At 67.4% G+C, this 23,817-nt stretch carries 21 protein-coding genes; 12 read left to right on the forward strand and 9 right to left on the reverse strand.

The window, feature by feature from the left end; translation table 11 throughout:
- Positions 1-96 precede the first annotated feature (96 nt).
- From PQI66_RS09465 to budA, 3 genes are read left to right on the forward strand one after another with little or no spacing between them, the layout of a single operon-like run.
- Entirely contained in the window at positions 97-1,173 is a 1,077-nt protein-coding gene (locus PQI66_RS09465; protein ID WP_339997820.1) for a tartrate dehydrogenase, read from the forward strand.
- Positions 1,173-2,318 carry a glycerate kinase gene (locus PQI66_RS09470; protein WP_339997822.1) on the forward strand — a complete coding sequence of 382 codons (1,146 nt, stop codon included), beginning with the start codon at positions 1,173-1,175 and terminating at the stop codon, positions 2,316-2,318. The genes PQI66_RS09465 and PQI66_RS09470 overlap by 1 nt, the downstream gene beginning before the upstream one ends.
- A gap of 21 nt (positions 2,319-2,339) precedes the next feature.
- On the forward strand, positions 2,340-3,071 hold the full coding sequence (budA, locus tag PQI66_RS09475; protein WP_339997823.1) for an acetolactate decarboxylase: 732 nt from the start codon (positions 2,340-2,342) through the stop codon (positions 3,069-3,071).
- Between the two features lie 3 nt (positions 3,072-3,074).
- Here budA and PQI66_RS09480 read toward each other — a convergent pair whose 3' ends face one another.
- The gene (locus tag PQI66_RS09480) at positions 3,075-4,700 is read right to left on the reverse strand and encodes an alpha/beta fold hydrolase (protein WP_339997824.1); all 1,626 of its coding nucleotides are present in this window, start codon (positions 4,698-4,700) and stop codon (positions 3,075-3,077) included.
- 117 nt (positions 4,701-4,817) lie between these two features.
- Here PQI66_RS09480 and PQI66_RS09485 point away from each other — a divergent pair, with 117 nt between their 5' ends.
- The 4 genes from PQI66_RS09485 to PQI66_RS09500 all read left to right on the forward strand — a co-directional run bounded on the left by PQI66_RS09485 (position 4,818) and on the right by PQI66_RS09500 (position 9,359).
- Positions 4,818-5,195 (forward strand): SdpI family protein, encoded by a 378-nt coding sequence (locus tag PQI66_RS09485; protein ID WP_339997825.1) that lies wholly within the window; start codon positions 4,818-4,820, stop codon positions 5,193-5,195.
- A gap of 301 nt (positions 5,196-5,496) precedes the next feature.
- The gene (locus PQI66_RS09490) at positions 5,497-6,939 is read left to right on the forward strand and encodes a YeeE/YedE thiosulfate transporter family protein (RefSeq protein ID WP_339997827.1); all 1,443 of its coding nucleotides are present in this window, start codon (positions 5,497-5,499) and stop codon (positions 6,937-6,939) included.
- Positions 6,940-7,041: 102 nt separating this feature from the next.
- Positions 7,042-8,046, forward strand: coding sequence for a YihY/virulence factor BrkB family protein (locus tag PQI66_RS09495; protein ID WP_339998296.1), 1,005 nt, complete (start codon positions 7,042-7,044; stop codon positions 8,044-8,046).
- Between the two features lie 179 nt (positions 8,047-8,225).
- Positions 8,226-9,359: an oxygenase MpaB family protein gene (locus PQI66_RS09500; RefSeq protein WP_339997829.1), complete on the forward strand. Its 1,134-nt coding sequence runs from the start codon at positions 8,226-8,228 to the stop codon at positions 9,357-9,359.
- 40 nt (positions 9,360-9,399) lie between these two features.
- Here PQI66_RS09500 and PQI66_RS09505 read toward each other — a convergent pair whose 3' ends face one another.
- The 4 genes from PQI66_RS09505 to PQI66_RS09520 all read right to left on the reverse strand — a co-directional run bounded on the left by PQI66_RS09505 (position 9,400) and on the right by PQI66_RS09520 (position 14,991).
- Entirely contained in the window at positions 9,400-10,110 is a 711-nt protein-coding gene (locus PQI66_RS09505) for a DedA family protein (RefSeq protein WP_339997831.1), read from the reverse strand.
- A gap of 176 nt (positions 10,111-10,286) precedes the next feature.
- A complete protein-coding gene (locus PQI66_RS09510; RefSeq protein ID WP_339997832.1) occupies positions 10,287-12,572 on the reverse strand; it encodes a 3-hydroxyacyl-CoA dehydrogenase NAD-binding domain-containing protein in 2,286 nt (761 codons plus the stop codon).
- Positions 12,573-12,612: 40 nt separating this feature from the next.
- Positions 12,613-13,839: an acetyl-CoA C-acetyltransferase gene (locus PQI66_RS09515; RefSeq protein ID WP_339997834.1), complete on the reverse strand. Its 1,227-nt coding sequence runs from the start codon at positions 13,837-13,839 to the stop codon at positions 12,613-12,615.
- Positions 13,840-14,172: 333 nt separating this feature from the next.
- Positions 14,173-14,991, reverse strand: a complete 819-nt coding sequence (locus PQI66_RS09520) for a class I SAM-dependent methyltransferase (protein WP_339997836.1) — start codon at positions 14,989-14,991, stop codon at positions 14,173-14,175.
- 66 nt (positions 14,992-15,057) lie between these two features.
- Between PQI66_RS09520 and PQI66_RS09525 the strand changes: the two genes are divergently transcribed.
- On the forward strand, positions 15,058-16,173 hold the full coding sequence (locus PQI66_RS09525; protein WP_339997838.1) for a glycosyltransferase family 4 protein: 1,116 nt from the start codon (positions 15,058-15,060) through the stop codon (positions 16,171-16,173).
- Here the strand turns inward: PQI66_RS09525 and PQI66_RS09530 are convergent.
- Entirely contained in the window at positions 16,154-16,435 is a 282-nt protein-coding gene (locus PQI66_RS09530) for a hypothetical protein (RefSeq protein WP_339997839.1), read from the reverse strand. The two genes, PQI66_RS09525 and PQI66_RS09530, sit on opposite strands and share 20 nt — an antisense overlap.
- A 96-nt stretch (positions 16,436-16,531) precedes the next feature.
- Entirely contained in the window at positions 16,532-17,116 is a 585-nt protein-coding gene (locus tag PQI66_RS09535; protein ID WP_339997841.1) for a manganese efflux pump MntP, read from the reverse strand.
- Between the two features lie 352 nt (positions 17,117-17,468).
- Here PQI66_RS09535 and PQI66_RS09540 point away from each other — a divergent pair, with 352 nt between their 5' ends.
- From PQI66_RS09540 to PQI66_RS09550, 3 genes are read left to right on the forward strand one after another with little or no spacing between them, the layout of a single operon-like run.
- Entirely contained in the window at positions 17,469-17,873 is a 405-nt protein-coding gene (locus PQI66_RS09540) for a GntR family transcriptional regulator (RefSeq protein WP_339997842.1), read from the forward strand.
- Positions 17,873-18,583, forward strand: coding sequence for an ABC transporter ATP-binding protein (locus tag PQI66_RS09545; RefSeq protein WP_339997845.1), 711 nt, complete (start codon positions 17,873-17,875; stop codon positions 18,581-18,583). Before PQI66_RS09540 ends, PQI66_RS09545 begins: the two co-directional genes overlap by 1 nt.
- The gene (locus PQI66_RS09550) at positions 18,580-19,416 is read left to right on the forward strand and encodes a hypothetical protein (protein WP_339997846.1); all 837 of its coding nucleotides are present in this window, start codon (positions 18,580-18,582) and stop codon (positions 19,414-19,416) included. The genes PQI66_RS09545 and PQI66_RS09550 overlap by 4 nt, the downstream gene beginning before the upstream one ends.
- Positions 19,417-19,448: 32 nt before the next feature.
- On the opposite strand, the gene PQI66_RS09555 is transcribed toward PQI66_RS09550, so the two are convergent.
- Both PQI66_RS09555 and PQI66_RS09560 read right to left on the reverse strand, forming a co-directional pair.
- Complete coding sequence (locus tag PQI66_RS09555) at positions 19,449-21,083, reverse strand: hypothetical protein (RefSeq protein ID WP_339997848.1); 1,635 nt, start codon at positions 21,081-21,083, stop codon at positions 19,449-19,451.
- Between the two features lie 131 nt (positions 21,084-21,214).
- Positions 21,215-22,486, reverse strand: a complete 1,272-nt coding sequence (locus PQI66_RS09560) for a DUF3068 domain-containing protein (RefSeq protein ID WP_339997849.1) — start codon at positions 22,484-22,486, stop codon at positions 21,215-21,217.
- Between the two features lie 170 nt (positions 22,487-22,656).
- Between PQI66_RS09560 and PQI66_RS09565 the strand changes: the two genes are divergently transcribed.
- On the forward strand, positions 22,657-23,790 hold the full coding sequence (locus PQI66_RS09565; protein WP_339997851.1) for an acyltransferase family protein: 1,134 nt from the start codon (positions 22,657-22,659) through the stop codon (positions 23,788-23,790).
- Positions 23,791-23,817: the final 27 nt, after the last annotated feature.

Raw genomic sequence — 23,817 nt, forward strand, 5'->3', positions numbered from 1 at the left:
CCTATGTCGCTAGATGAAACAAAGTCTTGGACGGACGGCGGGTCGATCACTTTGAATGGGAAGTGTCACATTCTGCTCTGAACAAGGAGATTTCACATGGGTTCCAGGACTTTCGATATCGCGTCAATTCCCGCGGACGGTGTTGGTCATGAGGTGGTCGAAGCAGGACGGAATGTCCTCGACGCCCTGGCGGAGAATTCACGGGGAGAATTCTCCTTCAACTGGAAGGATTTCGACTGGGGGAGCGAGTACTACGCACGCAACGGGACGATGATGCCGGAGGACGGACTCAGCCAGCTGCAGGAGTTGGACGCCATCTTCTTCGGCTCCGTCGGTTGGCCCACCGTCCCGGACCACGTGAGCTTGTGGGGTCTCCGGATCGCGATCTGCCAGGGGTTCGATCAGTGGGCGAACATCCGTCCGGTGAACTTTCTGCCGAACGTCGCTTCTCCCATCGTCGATGCACACGAGCGGAACCTGGACTGGATTGTGGTTCGTGAGAACTCGGAGGGTGAGTACTCGGGCTTCGGTGGTAGGAACTTCTCCGGACGAGCGGGTGCAGGTCAGGTGGCGACACAGTCGGCGGTGTTCACTGAGGTAGGGTGCGAGCGGATCTTCCGGTATTCCTTCGACCTGGCCCGGACCCGTCCCCGTAAGAAGTTGTCGAAGGTCACGAAGTCCAATGCACAGCAGTTCGGAATGGTGCTGTGGGATGACGTCTTCGACAGGGTCGCCGAAGACTATCCGGACGTCGAGACCGAGTCGGTTCTGGTTGATGCCATGGCTGCGAAGTTCGTGCTGAACCCCGAAGATCTGGACGTCGTCGTTGCCTCCAACCTGCATGCCGACATCTTGTCTGACCTGGGCTCCGCTATGTCCGGATCTCTGGGGCTTGCAGCCAGCGCGAACCTGAACCCCGAGAGACGGTTTCCGTCGATGTTCGAGCCAGTGCACGGGTCGGCCCCGGACATTGCAGGGCAGGGGATCGCGAATCCCGTGGGTCAGATTGGCTCGGCGGCGTTGATGCTCGACCACCTCGGACTCGAGGTGGAGGCTAAGCGGGTGCGAAGTGCCATCGAGAAGACCTGTGCTGACGGTATCCGGAGCCGAGAGGTGGGCGGGACCTCCTCCACGGTCGACGTGACATCCGCCATTATCGATAACCTGGCCTGATGTCTACCGTCCTGATCTGCTGCGACAAGTTCAAGGGGTCGGCATCGTCGCGCGCGGTGGCCGCTGCGCTGGCCCGCGGGCTGGAGGCGGCGGGGTGCCACGTGGTGGCACTGCCACTGGCCGACGGTGGCGACGGCACGCTCGAGGTGTTCGATGACCTCGGCTACGGCCGCCGGTCTGCGTTGGTGCGGGCGTCGGACGGCGGTGAGGTCCGTGCCGACTACTCGCTGGAAGGCGCCTGCGGTAGTTCCGCGGCCCGTCTCCGGACCGCGGTGATCGAGATCGCCCGGGCGTGCGGACTGGACATGGCGACGCAGGACGGTGCGGTTCCGCCGGCCGAGGCCGCCCGGCAGGCCGGGTCATGGGGCGTCGGGGACCTGATCCGGGCCGCGGTGGATGAGGGGGCCCGGCGGATCATCCTCGGGCTCGGCGGCAGCGCCACCACGGACGCCGGGTTCGGCATGGCGGTAGCCCTGGGGGTGGTGTTCCGGGACGCCGACGGTGCGCCTGTCACGGCAGTCGGTGATCTGGGAACGGTGCGGCAGGTTGACCTCGACGGGCTGGACCCGCGTCTGCGGGAGGTCGAGGTCGTGATTGCCTCCGACGTCCGCAACCCCCTGTGCGGTGACGACGGGGCTGCGGCGGTCTACGGACCGCAGAAGGGGCTGGCGGCGGAGGACATCGGCGACGTGGACGCCGCCGTCCACTCCTTCTCCGGCGTCGTCGAGGATGCTCTCGGGGTGTCCGGCATCGCCGCGTCGCCAGGGGCGGGCGCGGCCGGAGGGCTCGGGTTCATGGCGCTGGGCCTACTGGGCGCGGAGATGCGCTCCGGGGTCGATCTCGTCGTGGACGAAACCGGCTTCGCCGGCGCCCTCGACGGGGCCGACCTGGTGATCACGGGTGAGGGGAAGGTCGACACGCAGACGCTCAGCGGGAAAGCGCCGGCCGGCGTCGCCGAACGTGCCCGTCGGGCAGGCGTCCCCGTCGTCGCCGTGTGCGGGCAGAACCAGCTCGGATCGTCCGACCTCTTCGCCGCGATCCACAGTCTCGTGGACTACGAGTCGGACCTGCAGGAATGCCTGCGTCGTCCGCTGCCGATCCTGGAACGGATCGGACGCGAGATCGGCGCCGGCATCACCGGGTGAATGCCGGTTATGCTGGGCGGCATGACTGACCGCCCCGTCACCCGGCACACCATTTTCCAGAACTCCCTGATGACCGCCCTGCTCGACGGCATCTACGACGGTGAGATGACCGTCGGCGAGCTCCTCGGCAAAGGCAACTTCGGGCTGGGGACGTTCGACGCGCTGGACGGGGAGATGGTGATCATCGACGGCACCTGCTACCAGTTGCGGCACGACGGCAGTGCGGTGCGCGCCGACCTCGAAGCCAGGAGCCCGTATGCCGTGGCGACGAACTTCGTCCCCCGGATTCGACGCCGTGCCCCGGAGAACATCCGGCGTTCCGAACTCTCGGACTTCATCGACGAGATGACCCCGTCCGCGAACTACATGTACGCGGTGCGCATCACCGGACGGTTCAGCGACGTCACCACGCGTACCGTCGTCCGGCAGTCGAAGCCGTACCCTCCGATGACGGAGGCGGTCGGCGACGACGCCGAGCAGCACTTCACGGACGTCTCGGGGGTGATCGCGGGGTTCCGCACACCGGTCTTCGAGAAGGGGATCTCGGTGCCGGGGTGCCACGTGCACTTCATCGACGACGGGCGGACCGTGGGCGGGCACGTCCTGGACTTCACCCTCGCCGAGGGCAAGATCGAGCTGTGCCCGGGCACCGACCTGGACCTGCGGTTGCCGCTGAACTCGCCGTTCTCCGAGGCGAACCTCGACCCTGATGACCTCGACGACCAGCTGCACGCCACGGAGGTCAAGGACTGAGGATCATCCGACCGGGCGTGACGGGGCGGCGGTGATGTCGGTGGTTCCGGTGCGAAGGTACTCCACGACCGCGTCGTCCACGACGCTATTGCCGACGCCGACCTGGGCGTGACCCGGCCCGTCCACAGTGATGACGTGACTGTTCATTGCCTTGGCCATCGGGTCGTGGGTGCGGTAGACGGTCTGGGGGTCACCGGTTCCCTGGATCTGGAGGGGGCGGACATCCAGCTCGCCGCCGTTGATGTGGACGAAAGGGGCGTCCGGTTCAACGCCTGCACAGTTGAGGCCTGCCATGGCAGTGTCGCCGGGAAGAGAGAACACGTCCTTCTCGACGAAGTTGTTCCACAAGGCGCCGGGGATCCTCATGGGGTCCGCGGTGACCTGGTTTTCATTGCAGATCACCATCTGCTGCATCGACAGCGCCGCATCCTGCTGCGCGATCAGCTCTGGGTCCAGCTCGGACTGCGCCTCGGCCTGCTCCTCGGGGGACGGGATCGGGGTGGTGCCGTTGATGATCTCCGCCAGCTCCCCCCAGAACTGCGGCTGTGGCAGTACCTGGTGTGTAGCAGTCAGTGTCGGTGACGCCGACTGTCTCGCACCGGGAGCACTGACCATGTGGAAGAGGTTCTCCAGCTGGGCCTGCGGTTGACCCGTTGCGGTGAGGATGTCCGCCGCGGGCTGGCCGGCCCACTGCAGTCCTGCCGGCAGGTCGCCGATCCGGGCAGGCGGCGGGACGACGGTGGGGTTGGTCCCGGACTCCTCCACGATGACCCGTGACCAGGCCTGGTACACCTCCAACGGCGTCTCGCCGAGTCCGTAGGTGTCGTTGTTGTCGGCGACCCACTCTAGGAAGTCGTGGAGGGCACGGGTGTAACCGCCGGTCTGGTCGTCGAGGAAGCCGTTCCAGGCGCGACCGGTGTCGAACCCGGAATCCAGGACGAGTCTGTCGGTGTGCTCCGGGTACTTCGTGGCGTAGGTCGATCCGAGGTGTGTCCCGTAGCTGACACCCATCACCGAGACCTTCTCTTCTCCCAGGGCATCGCGGACATCATCGAGGTCATCGGCGGTCTCGGAGGTGTTGATCGAGTCGGTGTAGCCCGGCGTCCCGATCTCGCAGGCCGCCTTGAAGTAGCCCCCTGCCTCGGTAAGGTGCGCACGCAACGGGTCCCAGCCGGTCGGCTGGTGGTTGCATTCCAGCGGTGTGGACCCGGCCTGTCCGCGCGGTTGGACGGAGACCATGTCCCACTCGTGCTTCATGTCCTGTGGCCAGTTCATGAGGTAGTCTTCGGCACCGATGTGGGCGTACCCGTCCCCACCGGGGCCACCGTTGACGGCGAACAGCGTCCCCCTACGCACCCCGGGGTCCGATGCAGGGACGCGGACGAAGCCGACGGAGATCTGTTCGCCGTCGGGGTTGGCGTGGTACATCGGGACGTCGATGCGTCCGCACTCCGCGGTGTCTACAGTGACCTGGTCGGGGCAGGTCTCCCAGGTGATGTCGTCGGACGCCTCCGGTTGCGGTACCCGGTTGTCGGCCGATGCCCCCGCAGTGGCGGTGGGCAGACCTCCGGCGGCGATCGCTACGGCAGCCAGGACGGCGGGCATGGATGTTCGGGCACGCAGTGACACGGGGTTCTCCTGAAACGTCGGGAGGAATTTATCCTGATAAATAGTGTACATTTGCCATACATTCGCTCACGAAAAGGGTCAGGGAGTCTTTTCTGTCTCCGGAGAAAGGAGAGTCAGGTGGGATCCACGCTCAGTAGTCTCGGTGCGCTCATCCTCGTGACAGCCCTCTGCTTCGACATGGCTCGGAGGACGGCTGCGGGGACTTTTTCCAGGAATCACATCTACGGACTGCGGGTGGCCTCCACGCTCGCCTCGGATAGGGCCTGGGATGCCGGCCATCGCGCGGCGCTGCCGTATCTGAGAGCCTTGGGTTGGGGCGGGCTGGTAGTGGTCGTGGTGGCGGTAGGCCTGGTCTCAGGGTTCGCCGTGTCTGGGTGCGACCTTCCGGAAGCGGCTGTCGCCGTCCCGTTGGGAGCTCTCTGCCTCCAGGTCATCGGGATGGTTCTGGCGACGATGGCCGCGAATAAAGCGGCGAAGCGCGTGCTGGTGGAGTAGGTGCGCGTCGGCTCGCTGTTCGACTCCCGGAGTGGTCGGGCGGGGCGGGCTCAGTGCGTGCAGGCGTACCGGATTCGGGCATTCGTGGGCAGCGCATCGCGGTTTTGGGTACGGCCTCACGCATTGCCGGTTGAGTCCCGGCCTTCCTGCGCCGACCTCCCTTGCGTCACCCCCTTGTCCGCCCCGCACGCCCCGTGTAGTGTCCCCTAGCGAAACAGACCGCTCTGTTCACTCGGGACGGGCGGCCGCGTTGTTCGCCGCGCCGCTCAGCGTCCCGCCCCGCAGAACCCAGGAGGACCACATGCTCATCACCGGACTCGCCGTCGGCGCCGTCCTCGGCTTCGTCATGCAGCGGGGACGGTTCTGCGTCACCGGCTTCCTGCGTGACATCTTCACCCAGGGGACGTGGCGCGGGGTGACGGCACTGCTGGTCGTCATCGCCGTCCACGCCGTCGGGCTCACCACGCTGACGAGTGCCGGCGTCATCGCTCCGGTGGTCAAGGACTTCGCCCCGCTCGCCGTCGTCGTCGGTGGGTTCGTCTTCGGTCTCGGCATCGTCCTGGCCGGTGGCTGTGCCTCCGGAACCTGGTACCGCTCCGGCGAGGGGCTCGTCGGTTCCTGGATCGCCCTGGCGATGTACGCGCTGTCCTCGGCGGCGATGAACTACGGCCCGCTCTCCGGCATGAACGACTGGCTCGGCGACGTCACGGTCAACGCCACGACGCTGCCGGAGACGTTCGGCATCAGCCCCTGGGTGTTCGTGGTCGTGATCGTGGCCGTCACCGTCGTCATGGTGCGACGGTTCGTCCTGCAGGACCGTGCCGCGCCGACACCCGCCACCCTGGCCCCGAAGAAGACCGGACTAGCGCACCTCCTCACCGAGAAGAAGTGGCACTTCTACGTCACGGCCGCGATCATCGGCGTCATCGGTGTGGTCGCCTGGCCGTTGTCCGCGGCCACCGGCCGCAACTCCGGCCTGGGGATCACCACGCCGTCCGGGGACCTCGCCACCTGGATCACCACGGCGAACCCGGAGAACTGGAACTGGGGTGTCCTCCTGGTCCTCGGCATCCTCGTCGGGTCCTACATCGCGGCGAAGGCGTCCGGCGAGTTCCGCGTGCGCGTGCCGGACGGACGCCAGGCGGTGCGCTCCGTCGTCGGGGGAACGATGATGGGTGTCGGTGCGGTATGGGCCGGTGGATGCACCGTCGGCAACGGTATGGTGCAGACGTCGCTGTTCAGCTACCAGGGCTGGGTCGCGATCGTCGCCATCGCCCTGGGCGTCGGCGCGGCGGCGAAGATCTGGCTGAAGCCGGACCAGCCCTACAACCCGCAGGACGTTCCCGCCGGGACGGCGGATGACGCGGCTGGACCTGCCGCGTCCGCCGCGACCCCCGCCGTCAGCGGCGTCGGGACGTCCGGCAGCGCCGTCCTGACCGCACCGGTGCTCAGCGCCTCGGCGCTCGGAGTCGTCGGCACCCCGTCGGACAAAGGTGGTCTCACCGACCTCGGCGGCGGGCGTTGGAAGATGGACACCCTCGGCGCGGTGTGCCCGTTCCCGTTGATCGAGGCGAAGGACGCGATCAAGCGCATCAACCCGGGGGACGAGCTCGTCATCGAGTTCGACTGCACCCAGGCGACCGACGCCCTGCCGAGGTGGGCGGCGACCGACGGTCACGAGGTCACGCAGTTCGAGACGGCCGGGGACGCCGGCTGGGTGATCGCCGTGAAACGCGGGGTGTAGCCGGACTCTGGCCCGCCCCCTGGGTACCCCCGGTGAACGAGGTTTCGCTAGCCTGTCATCATCGACGTTTCAGCCCACTCCTCGCCCCCGGCCTGGCGGTACATCCCCGGCCGGTCCTTCCGGCGTTTTCTCGCCTGCGGATGCATCGACCTCGCCGGCAGCCTGACCTTCCGCACCCTGCTCGCGCTGTTCCCGGCCCTGATCGCCCTGGTGTCGATTCTCGGTCTGTTCGGGCAGAGTGAGGAGGCGGTCGTGTCGATGCTGGACGAGGCGGAGGCCATCGTCCCGGACACGGCGTGGGGCGCGGTGGAGCCGGTGCTGGAGACGATCCTGTCGACACCTTCCGCCGGTCTCGGTCTGCTCCTCGGCCTGGTGACGACACTCTGGACGGCGTCCGGCTACGTCAAGACCTTCGGCCGGGCGATGAACAGCATCTACGACACCCCCGAAGGACGGGGGCTGATCAAGTACAACCTGCAGATGTACCTGCTCACGGCCTTCCTGCTGGTACTTGTCGCGTTGGGGATCGTGGCCTTCAGTATTTCCGGGCCGATCGCCGAGAACATCGGGTCCGCCGTCGGCCTCGAACAGACGACCCTGCGGATCTGGGGGACGACGCGGTGGATCGTCATCGCGATCGTGGTGGTTCTGCTGGTGGGACTGTTGTACCGCACCACGCCGAACATCCGCGTCCGTGGCATGCGGTGGATCAGCACCGGCGCCGTGCTGGCCATCGGGGGAGCGGTGCTGGCCTCGATGGTGTTCTTCTTCTACGTGGTGAACTTCGGCAACTATAACGCCACCTACGGGACGTTGGCCGGTGTGGTGATCCTGATGCTGTGGCTGTTCATCGTCAACATCGTGCTGCTGTTCGGTGCCGTCGTGGACAGTGAGGTCGAGCGGGTGCGGCAGCTGAAGGCGGGGATGCCGGCGGAGAAGAGCCTGCAGCTGGAGGCCCGGGACACCGTGGCCATCGAGAAGGCGGAGGACCAGTTCGCCCGTGACGTGGAGCGTGCCAGGAACGTGCGGGAGGCCGCGGAGGCGCAGGAAGCTGCCGAGGCCGGCGACGGTACAGGGTCCGGTGGGGTGTCGGCGCCGGAACGCTAGATCGGCACGGTGGTGGGGAGGGGTCTGCGGGGACATGACGGAGATGTCGCGCTTCCACGTTTTCGGTTCCGCAATGATGCTGTTTCGTCTAGGGTGAGTTGTGACGCACACTACAGTTCCACGACGACCTATTGGAGGACACCATGGCTTGCCCGATTTCCGGTCATGAGAACGATGCTGTGGACCCAGCGGAAAGCCCCCGGAAGCAGAAGTTCCGCCGCGGTGGTAAGGGTGACACCATCACCCGTGCCGACGAGGGTTTCTTCGGTCCCGGCTCGGTGGCGTGGAAGGTCTGGACTTTCCCGGCCTCCGCGCTGCAGGGCTTCTTCCGCGCCGTGACCATTGAGCACCTTGATCCGGACCTCGTTGCCGCCGTCGACGCCTCAGGCCAGGTCATCAAGCGTATGCCGGTCCGGTACGACCGGACAATGGAGTACTTCGCGGCTGTCACCTTCGCTGATGCGCAGACCGTGACCCGCATGTCGGACATCCTGATGAAGGTCCACGACCGGTCCTACGGTGTGAACCCGGTGACCGGGAACAACTACGAGGCGAACAGGCCGTCCTCGCAGCTGTGGATCCTGGTCACCGCCTGGCATTCCATCCTGTATGTCTACGAGAAGTTCGGCCCCGGAAAGCTCTCCCGTGACGAGGAGAACGAGTACTGGGCCCAGATGTCGATCGCCGCGCAGTTCCAGCCGATCGACCTGGATGATGTGCCGAGGACCCGCGGTGAAGTGCAGGCCTACCTTGACAGCTGGCGTGAGAAGCTCTCTGCCTCGGAGGCGGCGGTCTACAACATCTCCGAGATCCTCGACGGTTTCGAGAACGCGTTCGTCGACCTGCCGAAGCCGCTGCGGGTGATCGCCCGTCCGCTGTTCCGCCGGAGCGTCATCGCGACCTACCCGCACTGGATGAGGGGTATGGCCGGGTTGAAGCAGTCCAAGGCCATGGATGCGGCGATGTTCGCGCTCTGGAAGCCCATTCTCATGGGGTTCCAGCGTTCGCCGAGCGCGCTGATGTGGGTCGTGCACCGGATCTGCCCGCGTGCCGAGCGGTACATCGAGCCGGCGATCCGGAAGATCCCGGCAGAGTCACCGAAGGTGTACACCCCGGAGGTGGCGCGTCGAATGTTCGGTAACCCGAAGACCCCACGTGAGCAGCGCGAGGAACTGCTGAAGCTGCGTGCCGAGGGCAAGGGGCAGAAGGCCTACGGCCACAACCACGAGGACACCATCCTCGAGTTCAAGAACGCGGAGTCCGAGGACACCACCGAAGCGACCCTCAGCTCCGACGGCTACAAGGTCGGCTAACGCCGTCCCCCGCGTCCCCGGGCCAGCCCCGGGAACCCGCCTACTCCGGTCGGCCGTACTCAGTACGGTCGGCCGCAGTGCTGTCTGTGCTGTCAGTCCCGGCTGTGCCGCTTGCACTGGTCGTCTCGTCCCTCCTGGCCTTGCGGCGTCGGTCACGCACCACCAGGTACGCCACGAACGCCACCACGGCCAGGACCAGCGCGGCGTACACCCACGTCGAGTAGCGGTCCATGACGTCGGACACCACCGTCCAGTTCTCCCCCAGCGCGACGCCGAGCCAGATCAGCACACCGTTCCAGACGCCCGAGCCCAGCAAGGTCAGTACCGAGAACTTCACCAGGCCGGTGCGGTGCACCCCCGCGGGGATCGACACGAGACTCCGCACCCCCGGGACCAGGCGCCCGACGAGGATCGACGCCTCCCCGTACCGGCTGAACCAGCGCAGCGCCTTGTCCACGTCCTCCCCCTCGGTGAGCCACATCCGGTCCGCGATGGCGCGCAGACGTTCTGCTCCGACCACCGCGCCCAGCCAGTACAGCAGCCAAGCGCCGAGCATGGACCCTGTGGTCGCACCGATGAAGGCGGCCCACACGTTCAGTTCACCCAGCGTGGAGCTGAACCCGGCGAGGGGGAGGACGAGTTCGCTGGGGATCGGCGGGAATACGGTCTCGATGAGGATCGCGAGGCCGACTCCCAGGGCACCGAGGGTGTCCATGAGGGAGACGACCCAGTCGACGAGAGAATCAAACACGCAGGGGTCCTCCGGGGCATTCAGACAGGGGCACGGGCATAGCTCCGGTAAATATAAGTGGTGAAGCTGCCAGGCGGCTGGGAGGATGCCGGGAAAGGCGCATGGAATGCAGAACGACGGTCACTGTCCGGGGGCTCGGACAGCGACCGTCGGCCGGCGCAGGGCAGGAACTGCAACTAGCCCTTCAGGGACTCCACCGGGGCGAAACGCTCACCGTAGGCGGCGGCGAGCTCCTCGGCGCGGGCGACGAACCCGGCGACACCGCTGGTCGGGTAGTCGTCACCGGCGTCGGCCGGCAGCGCGGCGGCGGCCGGGCGGGCGTAGTTGGTGATGAACTGGCGGGACCCGCCGGTCCATGCCGGGTAGCCGATGCCCAGGATCGAGCCGATGTTGGCGTCGGCGTCCGAGGTCAGCACGTTCTCGTCGATGCAGCGCTGGGTCTCGAGGGCCTCGATGAACAGCATGCGCTCGATGAGGTCGTTGAGCGTCGGGGCGCTGTCGGCGGTCGTGGAGTTCAGGTCGGCACCGGCGGTGGCGGCCTCGCCGTCGGGGACGGTGACCGGGGTGATGTCCAGCTTGTCGCGGACCTCGCCGCGCAGTCCGGACCACAGACCGGCGCGACGGCCGTTCTCGTCGTACTCGTAGAACCCCTTGCCCTCGAGCTTGCCGGGACGGTCGAACTCGTCCAGCATCGCGTCGACGAGAGCGTTGACGCCGCCGTCGTCGACGGTGACACCGGCAGCCTCAGCCGCAGCGGTTGTCTCGGCACCGATCTTGCGGGCCAGCTTCAGGTTCAGCTCGTCCTGCAGCTGAAGCTGCGGGGCGGGGTAGCCGGCCTGGCGTCCGGCGGCCTCGATCACGGCGGGGTCGACACCCTCGACGAGCATGCGCATCGCCTCGTTGAGCACCGTGCCGATCACCCGCGAGGTGAAGAACCCGCGGGAGTCGTTGACCACGATCGGGGTCTTGCGGATCTGGCGGGCGAAGTCCAGGGCCTTGGCGAGTACGGCCGGGTCGGTCTTCTCGCCGGAGATGATCTCGATCAGGGGCATCTTGTCCACGGGGGAGAAGAAGTGCAGGCCGATGAAGTCGTTCTGGCGGTCCACTCCCTCGGCCAGGCCGGTGATCGGCAGGGTGGAGGTGTTGGAACCCAGCACGGCGGTGGACGGCACGGCCGCCTCGATCTCGGCGAAGACCTTGTGCTTGAGCTCGGTGTTCTCGAAGACGGCCTCGATGACCAGGTCGACGTCGGCGAGATCGGCGTAGTCCGCGGTCGGGGTGATGCGGCCCAGCAGGGCGGCGGACTTCTCCTCGGTGGTCTTGCCACGCTTGAGGGCCTTGGCCTCCAGGCCTTCGGAGTAGGCCTTGCCCTTCTGGGCGTTCTCCTCGGAGATGTCCTTGAGGACGACCTCGATGCCGGCCTTGGCGGCGACGTAGGCGATACCGGCGCCCATCATGCCCGCACCGATGACGCCGACCTTGCGGAACTCGGTCTTCGGGTAGGGGGTGCCGTCCTCCTGCACGGGACGGGAGCCGCCGCCGTTGCAGTGGTTCAGGTCGAAGAAGAACGCCTGCATCATGTTCTTGGACGTCGGGCCGGTGACCAGGGAGACGAACCAGCGGGTCTCGACGGCGGTGGCGTCCTCGAAGCGCTTGAGCTGGGCACCTTCCACCGCGGCGGACAGGATCGCCTGCGGGGCGGGCATCGGTGCGCCCTTGATCTGCTTGGTGACGTTGGCCGGGAAGCTCGGCAGCATCGCGGCGAGCGCCGGGGTGGTCGGGGTGCCGCCGGGCATGCGGTAGCCCTTGCGGTCCCAGGGCTGGGAAGCCTCCGGCTCCGAGGCGATCCACGCCTTCGCGGCGTCGATGAGCTGGTCGGCGGGGACGATCTCGTCGATCAGGCCGGTCTCCTTGGCTGCCTCGGCGCTGAACTGCCGTCCGGTGGTCAGTACCTTCATCAGGGCGTCCTGGATGCCGAGCATACGGGTGACGCGTGCCACGCCACCGCCACCGGGCAACAGGCCGAGGGTGACCTCGGGCAGGCCGAACTTGGCACCCCTGGTGTCCGCGGCGATGCGGTGGTGGGCGGCCAGGGCGATCTCGAGCCCGCCGCCGAGGGCGGTGCCGTTGAGGGCGGCGACGACAGGGACGCCGAGCGTCTCGATGGTGCGCATGTCGGCCTTCATGCCGTCGATCTGGTCACGCAGGGCGGTTGCGTCGTCCGGGGTGGCCTTGATCATGGTCTTGATGTCGCCACCGGCGAAGAAGGTCTTCTTCGCGCTGGTGATGACGATGCCCTTGACCTCGCCGGACTCGACGCCGGCCTGCAGCTTCCCGGCGGTCTCGCTGATGGAGTCGCGGAAGGCGTCGTTCATGGTGTTGACCGACGAGCTGGGGTCGTCGATGGTGAGGGTGACCACGCCGTTGCCGTCGGTCTCCCAGGCGATGATGTTGTCGCTCATGAGGTGTATCTCCTAGAGAATATCGGGGTTCAGCAGTGGGTTAGACGCGCTCGATGATGGTGGCCACACCCATGCCCGCGGCGACGCAGAGGGTGATCAGGGCGTACCGTCCGCCGGTGCGGTGCAGTTCGTCCACGGCGGTGCCGGTGATCATCGCGCCGGTGGCTCCCAGCGGGTGGCCCATGGCGATGGCGCCGCCGTTGATGTTGAGCTTCTCGTCCGGGATGTTCAGGTCGCGCTGGGCACGCAGGACGACCGAGGAGAAGGCCTCGTTGATCTCCCAGACGTCGATGTCGTCGGCCGTCAGGCCGGCCTGTTCAAGGGCGGCGCGGGCGGCCGGGGCCGGGGCGGTGAGCATGATCGTCGGCTCGACACCGGTGGTCACCGCGGCGACGACGCGTGCACGAGGGGTGAGGTCGTTCTTCTTGCCGGCGGCCTCGGAACCGATCATCAGCAGGGAGGCGCCGTCGACGATGCCGGAGGAGTTGCCGCCGTGGTGCACGTGGTTGATGCTCTCGAGCTGCGGGTACTTCGTCAGCGCCACGGCGTCGAAGCCGCCCATCTCGCCCATGGAGGCGAAGGCGGGGCGCAGGCCGGCGAGCTTCTCCGGGGTGGTCCCGGGGCGGATGGTCTCGTCACGGTCGAGCACGGTCACGCCGTTGCGGTCCTTGACCGGGACGACGGAGTTGGCGAAGCGGTTCTCCTCCCAGGCCTTGGCCGCACGCTCGTGGGAGCGGGAGGCGTAGGCGTCGAGCTCCTCACGGCCGACGCCGTCGAGCGTGGCGATGAGGTCGGCGGAGATGCCCTGCGGGATGAAGTCGTTGGCGAAGGAGGTCTCCGGATCCATGGCCAGGGCGCCGCCATCGGAGCCCATCGGGACGCGCGACATCGACTCCACGCCACCGGCGAGGACGAGGTCCTCCCAGCCGGAACGGATCTTCATCGCGCCCAGGTTCAGGGCGGTCAGGCCGGAGGCGCAGTAACGGTTGACCTGCACACCGGTCGCGGAGTAGGGCAGGCCCGCGTTCAGGGCGGCGGTGCGGGCGATGTCCATGCCCTGGTCGCCGAGCGGGGTGACCACGCCGGAGATGATGTCGCCGACCGCCGCCGGGTCGAGGCCCGGGTTGCGGTCGAGGATCTCGGTGATAAGACCGCTGAGCAGGTCGACGGGTTTGACGGTGTGGAGGCTGCCGCCCGGCTTGCCTTTACCGCGGGGGGTTCGAACGGCTTCGTAGATGAAAGCCTCGGGGATGGTGTTGTTCGTCATGACGGTCCTCACTTGCCTCACTTGTTGGTGCGACGACATCGGTGTGCAACATGTGTCGCCGATCACTCTATCCCTATATCTGGTTGCATGTGGCATTCGGGCGAGGTTCGGGGGTGCCGTTTTCCTGCGGTTTTGTGTCGTGAAGCTACATGTGGCGGTGGACGGGGTCGTTCCCGTGGGCCGACGCGGAGGAGTCTGTCATGTGAGCCACCGCACGGGTCATGAAATCACCCTTCCCGTGACCCCGGAGGTGGCTCAGCTGACACGCCGAGGACGACCCGGGGACCGGACCGTGTTGCCGGGGCGGCGACGCCTGATGTGTGACGCGGTCGGTCACCTCCGCCGCAGCACGAGAACCAGGTTCGAGACGGCCACTTCCCGCAGTCCCGGGACATCGACCATCCACCACGCCCACCACGGGTGGTAGCGGGGGAACGCGGTGAGGAACTCGGCGTCCTGCGCGCGCTGCCCGGCCGCGACGTCCTCCGCGAAGTGCAGTCCGTCTGCGCAGGAGACGTTGAACAGACTCTCACCCCAACGGTTCTTCGGGGGATGCCCGTTCTTCCTCTCGTACCGGCGCGCGGCGAACTCGCCGCCGACGTAGTGCTGCCACAGGCCGGTCTCATGCCCGCCGAAGGGGCCCAGCCAGCAGGTGTAGGAGTAGACCACCAGTCCGCCCGGACGGGTGACGCGCAGCATCTCGTCGGCCATGCGCCACGGGTCGGGGACGTGCTCGGCGACATTGGAGGAGTAGGTGATGTCGAAGACGTCGTCGGCGAACGGCAGGTCCATGCCGGACCCGCGCACCGAGGACTGCAGTCGGATCCCCGCCGCAGCCATCTCGCCGACATCGGGTTCACAGGTGACGTAGTCACCGGGTTCGACTCCTGCCGCGGCGAACGCCCGGCCGAAGTAGCCGGGGCCGCCGCCGACGTCGAGGATGCGGCGTCCGCGGAGGGGGGCGCCGGACGCATCGCTCCAGAGGTCGGCGAGCAGGCCGACGGTGTCCTCGGCGAGGTGACCGTAGAACCGGTCGGGGTCGGTCTGCTCGAAGCGGAAGTCGCCGAGCAGACCGAGGGAACGGCGCAGTGTCGCGCGTCGGCGGAGCGCGCGTAGCGCAGGCGGCACGGCGAAGGCGGGGAAGGTCAGCATCGTGGACCTGATGATACGAGATGCGCGCCCGGGACACTGCGCCATGCCTGTATCGTGAGAACGGTCATGAAGGTTCTCTTGCTGTGCTGGCGCGACTCCGGCCACCCCGAAGGTGGTGGCAGTGAGGTCTACCTCGAGCGTGTCGCCGAATACCTGGCGCGACAGGGCCACACGGTGACGTTCCGCACCGCCCGCTATCCAGGGTCCGCGCCGTCGGAGCAGCGTGACGGGGTCCACTACAGTCGCGGCGGCGGGGCGCTGACGGTGTATCCGCGGGCGTGGTGGTACATGCTGCGCAGCGAGCGTCCGGACGTGGTCGTCGACACGCAGAACGGTGTGCCGTTCTTCGCACGCACGGTCGCCGGGGCAGGACGGGACGGTGCGCGCGCCGTGCTGCTGACCCACCACTGCCACCGGGAGCAGTGGCCGGTCGCCGGACCTGTGCTGTCGCGGCTCGGCTGGTTCATTGAGTCCCGTCTGTCCCCGTGGCTGCACCGGAACACTCCCTACGTGACCGTGTCGGAGCCGAGCGCGGAGGAACTCGTGGACCTCGGGGTGGAACGTGGGCGGATCACGGTGATCCGTAACGGCGTCGATGCCCCCGATGCCCCGGATGCCGTCCCTGGTGACGCGGCGGAGGAAGGACGGTTCCACCTTGTCACGCTCTCGCGCCTGGTACCGCACAAGCAGATCGAGCACGCCATGGATGCGTTGGCCAGCGTTCTTCCCCGGCACCCGGAAACCTACCTCGACATCATCGGGGACGGGTGGTGGTCTGAACGGTTGCGCCGGCATGCCGAGGACCTCGGGGTGTCCGGGCACGTGGTGTTCCACGGGCATGTCAGCGAGGAGGTCAAGCACCGGATCCTGGCGCGGGCCGACCTGCACATCCTGCCCAGCCGCAAAGAGGGCTGGGGGCTGGCGGTCATCGAGGCGGGACTGCACGGGGTGCCCACCCTGGGCTACCGCTCGTCGGCCGGACTCCGTGACAGTGTCGTCGACGGGGTCACCGGTGTCCTGGTCAACTCGGAAGGTGGGCTGATCAACACGCTGGCCCAGTTGATGGAGGAGCCGTCCCGGCTGGCGACGTTGGGGGAGGCTGCACGGGAGCGGGCGGGGACGTTCTCCTGGCAGCGGACCGGCGCGGCCTGGGAGGAGCTGCTCACCGGTCTCGTGGAGTGACGGTCGAGCGACCCCGGAACAGCCTCCGGGCCACGCGGAATACCAGGACGAGCAGGCATGCCAGCCCCAGCGCACGTCCGAGGGGATAGAGGACGCCGAGCGAGAAGATGACCGGGAGGTTCTGGTCTGCCCGTGACGTGGGGTAGGCGAGAGCCGCAATGATGAAACACGCCGCCGTCACCAGTGCGAGAACCTTGTCCGGCCACCGGAAACTCACCGCCGCGACACCGACGGTGAGGATGAGCAGGATACCGCCCACCACCAGTGAGCTGATGAGCGGATACAGGTCATCGGCGGTGTCGCGGGGGTTTCTCGAAGGGGACGACGTCTCCCCGGTACTGCCGACGGGGAAACCAGTTTAGCCCAGATGCTCGACCAGGATGCTCGCGCCGATACCGATGAGGACGAGGCCACCGACGATCGTGGCGGGCTTACCGAGCGTGCGTCCGCCGTGGTGGCCGAGCCAGCCGCCCAGCAGGGATGCCAGGAATGTGACCAGGCCGATCAGACCCACGGCAAGGAGAATGTTGATCGGCACGAGGGCGAAACCGATGCCCACCGCGAGGGCGTCGATGCTCGTCGCGATGCCGAGGGTGAGGACGGAACGGACCGTGAACGTCGCGGCCGACGTGCCGGAACTGCCGGGCGAGTCGGACGAGTCGGACGGGCCGGCGGTGACGCTGTCCACGATCATCTTCGTTCCGATGCCGGCGAGCAGGGCGAAGGCGATCCAGTGGTCGATGCTCTCGACGAGGCCGGCGACGGAGGATCCCAGCGCCCAGCCGAGCAGTGGCATCACGGCCTGGAAGGCGCCGAAGACGAGGGACAGCAGCAGGATGCGGCGCACGACGTGTTCGCGGATCGTGGTGCCTTGGGCGACCGAGACGGCGAAGGCGTCGGCCGAGACGCCGAGCGCGATGAGCAGGAGTTGGGTGGTTGTCATGGTGTCGGTGACCTCTTCTTCGGCTGGTCCGGTATGGGGCTGGGCCGAAGGTCTCGTTCGCCTGGTACGCGCAGTTGCGGTGCAGGTGTGGCGCCGGGCCGTGCGGCCGGTGTGTCGACACCACTCCGGCCGGGGACGGCCGGGAACTACTCCCCTTCTCATGGGGCGACGCACGGTCCGACCGTGCGTCGGGTGTGGACTGTAGCAGCAGGTCAGAGAGTGCGAAAGCGCGGTTTTTAGAGTTCTGTCGGCGTAACTCCGGCACGGGTGGCGTTGACAACGACACTTCGTCGTGTCAGTGTATTAGATACCTAGTACAGGGAGACAACAGAGAACATGTGAGGAGGTGGCCGTGGACTTCGACAACTCGTCCCCGATCTGGAGTCAGCTGCTCGCGGAGTTCTCACGGCGCATCGTGGTCGGTCACTGGCAACCGGGGACGCGCCTTCCCGGCGTCCGTGACCTTGCCGCGGAACTGGGGGTGAACCCCAACACCGTCCAACGGTCGTTGAGTGAGCTGGAGCGCGCCGGGCTGTGCCGTACCGAGCGGACCGTCGGCCGCTTCGTCACCGGGGACGGTGACCGGATCGACGAGGAACGACGGAACCTGGCACGTGGTGCCGGCGACGACTTCGTCCGGCGTGTCCGCGGACTGGCACTGAGCCGGGACGAGGCGCAGTCCCTCGTGGCGACCAGGTGGGAAGAGACGGATACAGGGACTGGCACAGAAACTGACACAGAGACGGAGGAGCAATGATGGACACCCAACACGCCACGGGCCTGATCCACACCCGTGGGCTCAGCAAGAACTACGGCAGACGTACGGCCATCGCCGGCGTCGACCTGGACCTGCGGCCCGGACAGATCGTCGGACTGCTCGGCGAGAACGGCTGCGGCAAGACCACACTGCTCAAGACACTCGCGGGCGTCCTCGCGGGATACGACGGTGAGGTGAGCATCGCCGGTCACGCCCCGGGCCCGGAATCCAAGGAGCTCGTGTCCTTCCTGCCCGACGCCGGCTTCCTCATCCCGTCCCACAAAGTCAGCTTCTGCCTGGCCATGTGGAGCGACTTCTTCGCCGACTTCGACATCGACAAGGCCCGCGCGATGATCAACGACTTCGGGATCGACGAGGACCTCCGCGTCAAGCAGCTCTCCAAGGGCATGCGGGAGAAGGTGCAGGTGGCGATCGCCATGTCGCGGCGCACACCGGTCTACCTGCTCGACGAACCGATCTCCGGGGTGGACCCGTCCGCCCGTGACTCGATCCTCAGGAGCATCATGGCGAACCTCTCCGAGGATTCGCTGCTGCTGATATCCACACATCTCGTCCACGACCTCGAGCCGATGCTCGACGCCGTGGTGATGATGCGCTACGGCCAGGTGATGCTCCAGGGCAGCGCCGACGACCTGCGCGCGCACCACGGCACCAGCCTGGACGGAATCTTCCGGGAGGAGTACCGATGACCAGCACACTTTTCCGCTACGAGTGGCTGCGCACCCGCAGTCTTCTTGCGATCGTCACCGGCATGGCGGCACTGGCGATCCTGCTGTGTACGGCGTTGATCGCCGTCGACTGGACGGTCTTCAGCACGCTGGCCGCGGGCATCGGCGTCATGATCGTGATGGGGTTCACCCCGGTGATGCAGATCGTGCTCGCCGTCGACTACTGGCGCTCCAGCTACGGGGCCTCCAGCTACCTCACCCAGACTATCCCGGTGAAGGGCGGCCGCATCTTCGCGGTGAAGATGCTGTGGGCCGCCATCGTGACCACGGTGAGCCTGGTCGTGACCGTGGTCCTCGCGTGCGTCCTCTGGGCCGGTTTCGCCGCCGGCAATGAGCAGGTCGTCGGACTCGGGGAGATGTTCCGCGAGCTCCGGGCCGCACTCGCGGACTCCGAGATGCCCGCGTGGCTGATTGTCGGCGTGCTCGTCGGAGGCTACCTCGCGACCCTGGTGGCGCCGGTCCAGTACTACTTCTCGATCTCCGTGGGCAAAGAGCGGTGGCTGCAGACCCTCGGTGCCGGCGGCCCGGTCCTGGTGTTCTTCCTGCTCGGCATGGTCAGCCAGGTGGTGGCACTGATCGGCCTGTTCGCGATTCCGGTCGGGCTTCACGGCGACGGGTCCGGCTGGACGTTGGGCAGATACAGCCTCCTCGACGACATCGCCGTTGACCCCGGTGCGGTCGAGGTCAATGTGGCAGAGATCCCCCTCGGTTTCATCATCCCGATGGTGATCCTCACACTGCTCTGCCTGTGGCGGACCGCGTACTCCTGGAACCGCAAGGTCGAACTGGAGTAGACGACGCCTCCCGGACCCGAACACCGTTCCCGTCACCTGTCGACGGCGTAGAGGCTCCACCGTCCGGACGACCAGAGCTCAACGTGCTCGTTCAGGACGTCGGCCACGCCGCGGCTGTCGCCGCCGTCCTCCACGACGACGAGGTCGATCCCCCGGTCCTCCAGCGTGTCCTCCCCGCCCGCCAGCTCGGTGAGGACGGCGAGGGTCTCCGGATTCCCGTCGACCAGGGCACCGTCGACGATGAGGTACCCCGGGTCGAGCGGGCGTCCCGGCAGCATCTTGAGGGACGGGTCCAGCGCAGGACGGTCCCCGATCATCCGGTAGTTGCCGGGGGGCCACAGCAGTGTCCGGGCCGTCGCGCCGTGGTCGTCCTGCCACGCGGCAACCTGCTCGGCGAGCTCGTCGTAGGTGCGGTCGAGCTCCACCGGGGCGATGTCGGCGACGTCCCGCGGTAGGGCGGGGACGGACACCCAGACCAGAGTCAGTACGACGGCGGCCGCCCCGACCTGCCGTCCCCGAGGGAGCCGGGAAAGGCCCTGGCCGAGCACGACGACCAGACCGGGCAGCGCGAGGACGACGAACTTCTGGCCGTCGCGCACCAGCCCGGCCCCCGGCACTTGCTCGAGGAACCAGCCGGTGACGGCGATCCCCGGCCCCGTGGACATCAGGGCGGGGACGACGACCGCCGCCAGCGCCAACCAGACCAGCGGGGCGCCCCGCAGTCGACGGCGGCGCATGAGCAGTACCGCAGCCACGGCGACCGCGACCGCGAGAACCACCCCGGCGCCGGTGCTCACCGGGGCGAGGGTGTCACGGGAGGCGGGGACCGCGTCGGCGTTCCAGATCCCGCCGAGTCCGGCCAACGCTCCCAGGGTTCCGACGCCCGGTTCGGCCCGTGCCGCGAACAGCGCCGCCCCGGCAGCGTCGGTCCGCGTCGCGTCGGCCCCCGCGGTGACCAGTGTCGGAACGACCCAGGGAAGGGAGAAGACGACGGCGGTGGCGAGGACGGTGACTACCCGCCGTGCCGGTGCCGGGCTGGCGAGGGCGGCCATCACCGCCGTCACGGTGGCCAGGATGAGGCCGGTCGGGGTGAGCGCGCAGAGTGCGAGGAGTGCCACGAGGGCGACCAGCGATGCCGGGGAGCGTCGCATCGCACACACGGCCACGGCGGGCAGCAGTATCCCGGCGAGGACGACCGACCAGTGGCCCTGCAGCAACCGTTCGGCGACGAAGGGGTTCCACAGGGTGACCGTTGCGGCGACGGAACCGGCGAGGGTACTGGCGGGGGATCCGGCACGGTCACTGCCGACCTGCCGGGCGAGTGCCGCCGCGCCGAGGGCGCCGATGTAGCCAGCGACGAGCATGAGGATGCTGACCGTCACCGGCGGCGGTATGACAGGGGACAACCAGGCCAGGACGGTGTCCTGGGGGATCGCGCGGGGCAGCCCGTCACGTCCCGTGGCGAGGTCGTTCAAGGCCATCGAGTGGGGGACGACCATGTCGCGAAGGATCAGGGACACCGGGTCGGACCCCGGTGCCGCGTAGCTGACCAGCGTGGCGAGGAACGGCCAGAAGACGACGCCGGTCAGCACGATGCACCACAGGTGGAGCAGCAGTCGCCGGTGCCGCGTCATCGGGTGTGGCGGGCTCTGGTCCTGCGGGGTCATCGTCTCATCGTAGGTGCGGTGCGCGGATTACGCCTCGGCAGCCGGGGTGATGGGTAAAACCACCGGTCGTGACGAAGGCGAGGCGTAATCGGTGACCGGGTTACCGACGCTGGGACGCTGGGATGCGGAGGTCAGTTCCGGTGGCGGCCGGCGGACCGGGAGAGCAGGAAACCGATGACCAGCAGGATGACGCCGATGATTCCGGCGCCCCAGGGGATGTAGGTGCCGATGAGGTCCATGCTCTTCAGACCGTCCTTCGCCCGGGCCATCTGGTTCTGGTGGGTCTCGTCGTTGAACTCACCGGGGTAGTACAGCGCGGTCCGGGTCGGGCTCTCCAGCTCGCGCTCGCGGTTCTCGGGCTTGGCCATCTCCTCGGCCTCGGCGTCGTCGCGGGCGTAGAACATCCAGACTTCCTCGGCTCCGTGCACGATCACGCCGGTGTCGGGCTGGACGCGCAGGACGCGGTTGACCGTGTAGTACCGGCTCATCTCGACCTCCGGTCCCAGGTCAGCGTCGCCGCCGGCCTCGCCCTCCTCGTCCGAACCCTCGTCGGAATCCTCGTCCTCGTTCGTCGCGGCGGGTTCGTCCTCCGGATCCCAGCCGTCCACCTCGTCGGGGGCGAGGCCCCACTTCGCGGCGGGGAACGCGAGCTTCAGGGAACCGAGCGACTGACGGTCGGCGGCGCTGAGTTCCCCGTCACCCTTGAGCATGGCCTCGACGTTGGGGTACATCTCCGACGGCCCGATCTCCTGCTCGAAGCGGTAGACCGTCTCACCGTCCATCTTCTCCTGGTCGACGAAGTCGATGTCGTTGGTCTCCATCAACCGGTGGTCGAAGTACGGGTAGGCCTTCTTCTCCGTGTTGAAGGGGAACTGGAACTGCAGGCCCGTGCGGGTGAACTGGGGGACGTCCTCCTGGACGTTGCTGCCGTCCGGGCTGGGGGCGGTGATGTTCAGTGACGAGGTCGGCTCATCCACGGGCATGGCGGTCTTGCGGTCCAGCGTCACCCGGTCGATCTCGGCGGACAGCAGGTTCTCCGGTTCAGGCAGGTCGGCCTGGTAGACGGTGCCGCCGGCCTCGAGCGTGACCTCGTCGTCGTTGGTGGGGTCCTGCGCGGTGACGAACCGCTGGGACTGGATGTCGGTCTCCGGCCAGATGAAGCAGCTGACCACCTTGTTCTCCCCCCGGCATTCGGGGAGTGAGTCCTTGCCCGCGACAGGTTCGTCGGCGGCGAGCGCGCCGGCGTCGGTCAGGATCCCGGGGGTGACCTTGGTGACCGTCGCCGATTCGATGTCCTTCGGGATGACCTTGCCTTTGGGCAGGACGTAGATCGGCAGTGCCAGTGCGATGACCAGCAGTGCGGCGCCGAGAATGATGGCGAGGTGGGAGAAGACCTTCTTCATGTGGCCTGGTTCCTGTCCTGGTGAACGTCAGCGGGCGGAGTATTCACGGCTACTTTACCGGCTGAAACTACGGTGCGGCGGAGGAACGCGCCTCGAAAAACAATAATGGTGAGAGACGTTCACCCGACTGGAGCCCGGAGGGCAGCGTGACCACGGTATCCTGATCGTCGATGAGCGCGACGAGTCGGTCCCCGAAAACATTCCTCCCCGCCCTGGAGGGGATGCGCGCGGTCGCCGCGCTGGGGATCGTCGTCGCCCACGTCGCCTTCCAGACCGGCAACGACACCGGGGCACTGGTTAACCGGATGTTTGCACGCCTGGACTTCTTCGTCCCCGTCTTCTTCGCACTGTCCGGTTTCCTGCTGTGGCGTCGCTACGCCCCGGACACCGGGTGGGCGTCCTACTACGTGAAACGCCTCGGACGGATCATGCCGGGGTACTGGGTGACGGTGGTCGTGGTGCTGCTGCTGTTTCCGGTGGCCTCGGAAGGCGGGGGGCCGGGGCCGGTCGCCACGGTGGCGAACCTGCTGCTGCTGCAGAACTACGTGCCGGACGGCCTGGTCGGCGGGCTGACACACCTGTGGTCGTTGTGCGTGGAGATGTTCTTCTACCTGGTGATGCCACTGCTCGCGCTGGCGGTGGGCCGGCGGAGCCGCCGGGTGAGGGTCGCGGCGATTCTCCTGGTGTGTTCGCTGAGTTATGTGTGGCCGTTCGTCGCCTGGCACGACGCGGCGGTGAACGCACACATCATGCCGTGGGCGTTCCTGTCCTGGTTCGGCGCGGGGCTGCTCGCCGCGGAGCTGGAGGGGTGGCTGTCGGACGCGGAGGCGCAGGGGAGGGGGCGGATGGTTCAGGGCGTCCGACGCTGGGCCGGGCGACGGTGGGTCTGGATTCTGCTGGCGGTGCTGGCGGTGGCGGTCGCCGCGCTGGACGGGCCCGAGGGGCTGGTCACGGCGGGGGACGGTGAGTTCGCCCGGCGCAATTTCTACGGACTCGTTTTTGCTGCGTGCCTGATCGTGCCGTGGGTGGTGCAGCCGGTGTCACGGGTGCTGGATTCAGCGGTGATGCAGGCGCTGGGGAGGTGGTCGTACTCGATCTTCCTGTGGCACATGGCGATGCTGTCGCTGGTGTTCCCGCTGCTGGGGGTCGGGCTGTTCCAGGGGTCGATGCCGGTCGTGCTGGTGGCGACGGTGGTGTTGACGATCCCGGTGGCGGCGCTGAGCTACGCACTGGTGGAGGACCCCGCGCGCCGGGCGGTGAACCGGTGGTGGAGGGGCCGTCTACTTGATAGATCTATCAAGTAGCTATCAAGTAGAACTGTCAGTGCAGGT

Origin of the sequence: Corynebacterium sp. USCH3 (assembly GCF_037619475.1) — a bacterium.
Lineage (GTDB): Bacteria > Actinomycetota > Actinomycetes > Mycobacteriales > Mycobacteriaceae > Corynebacterium.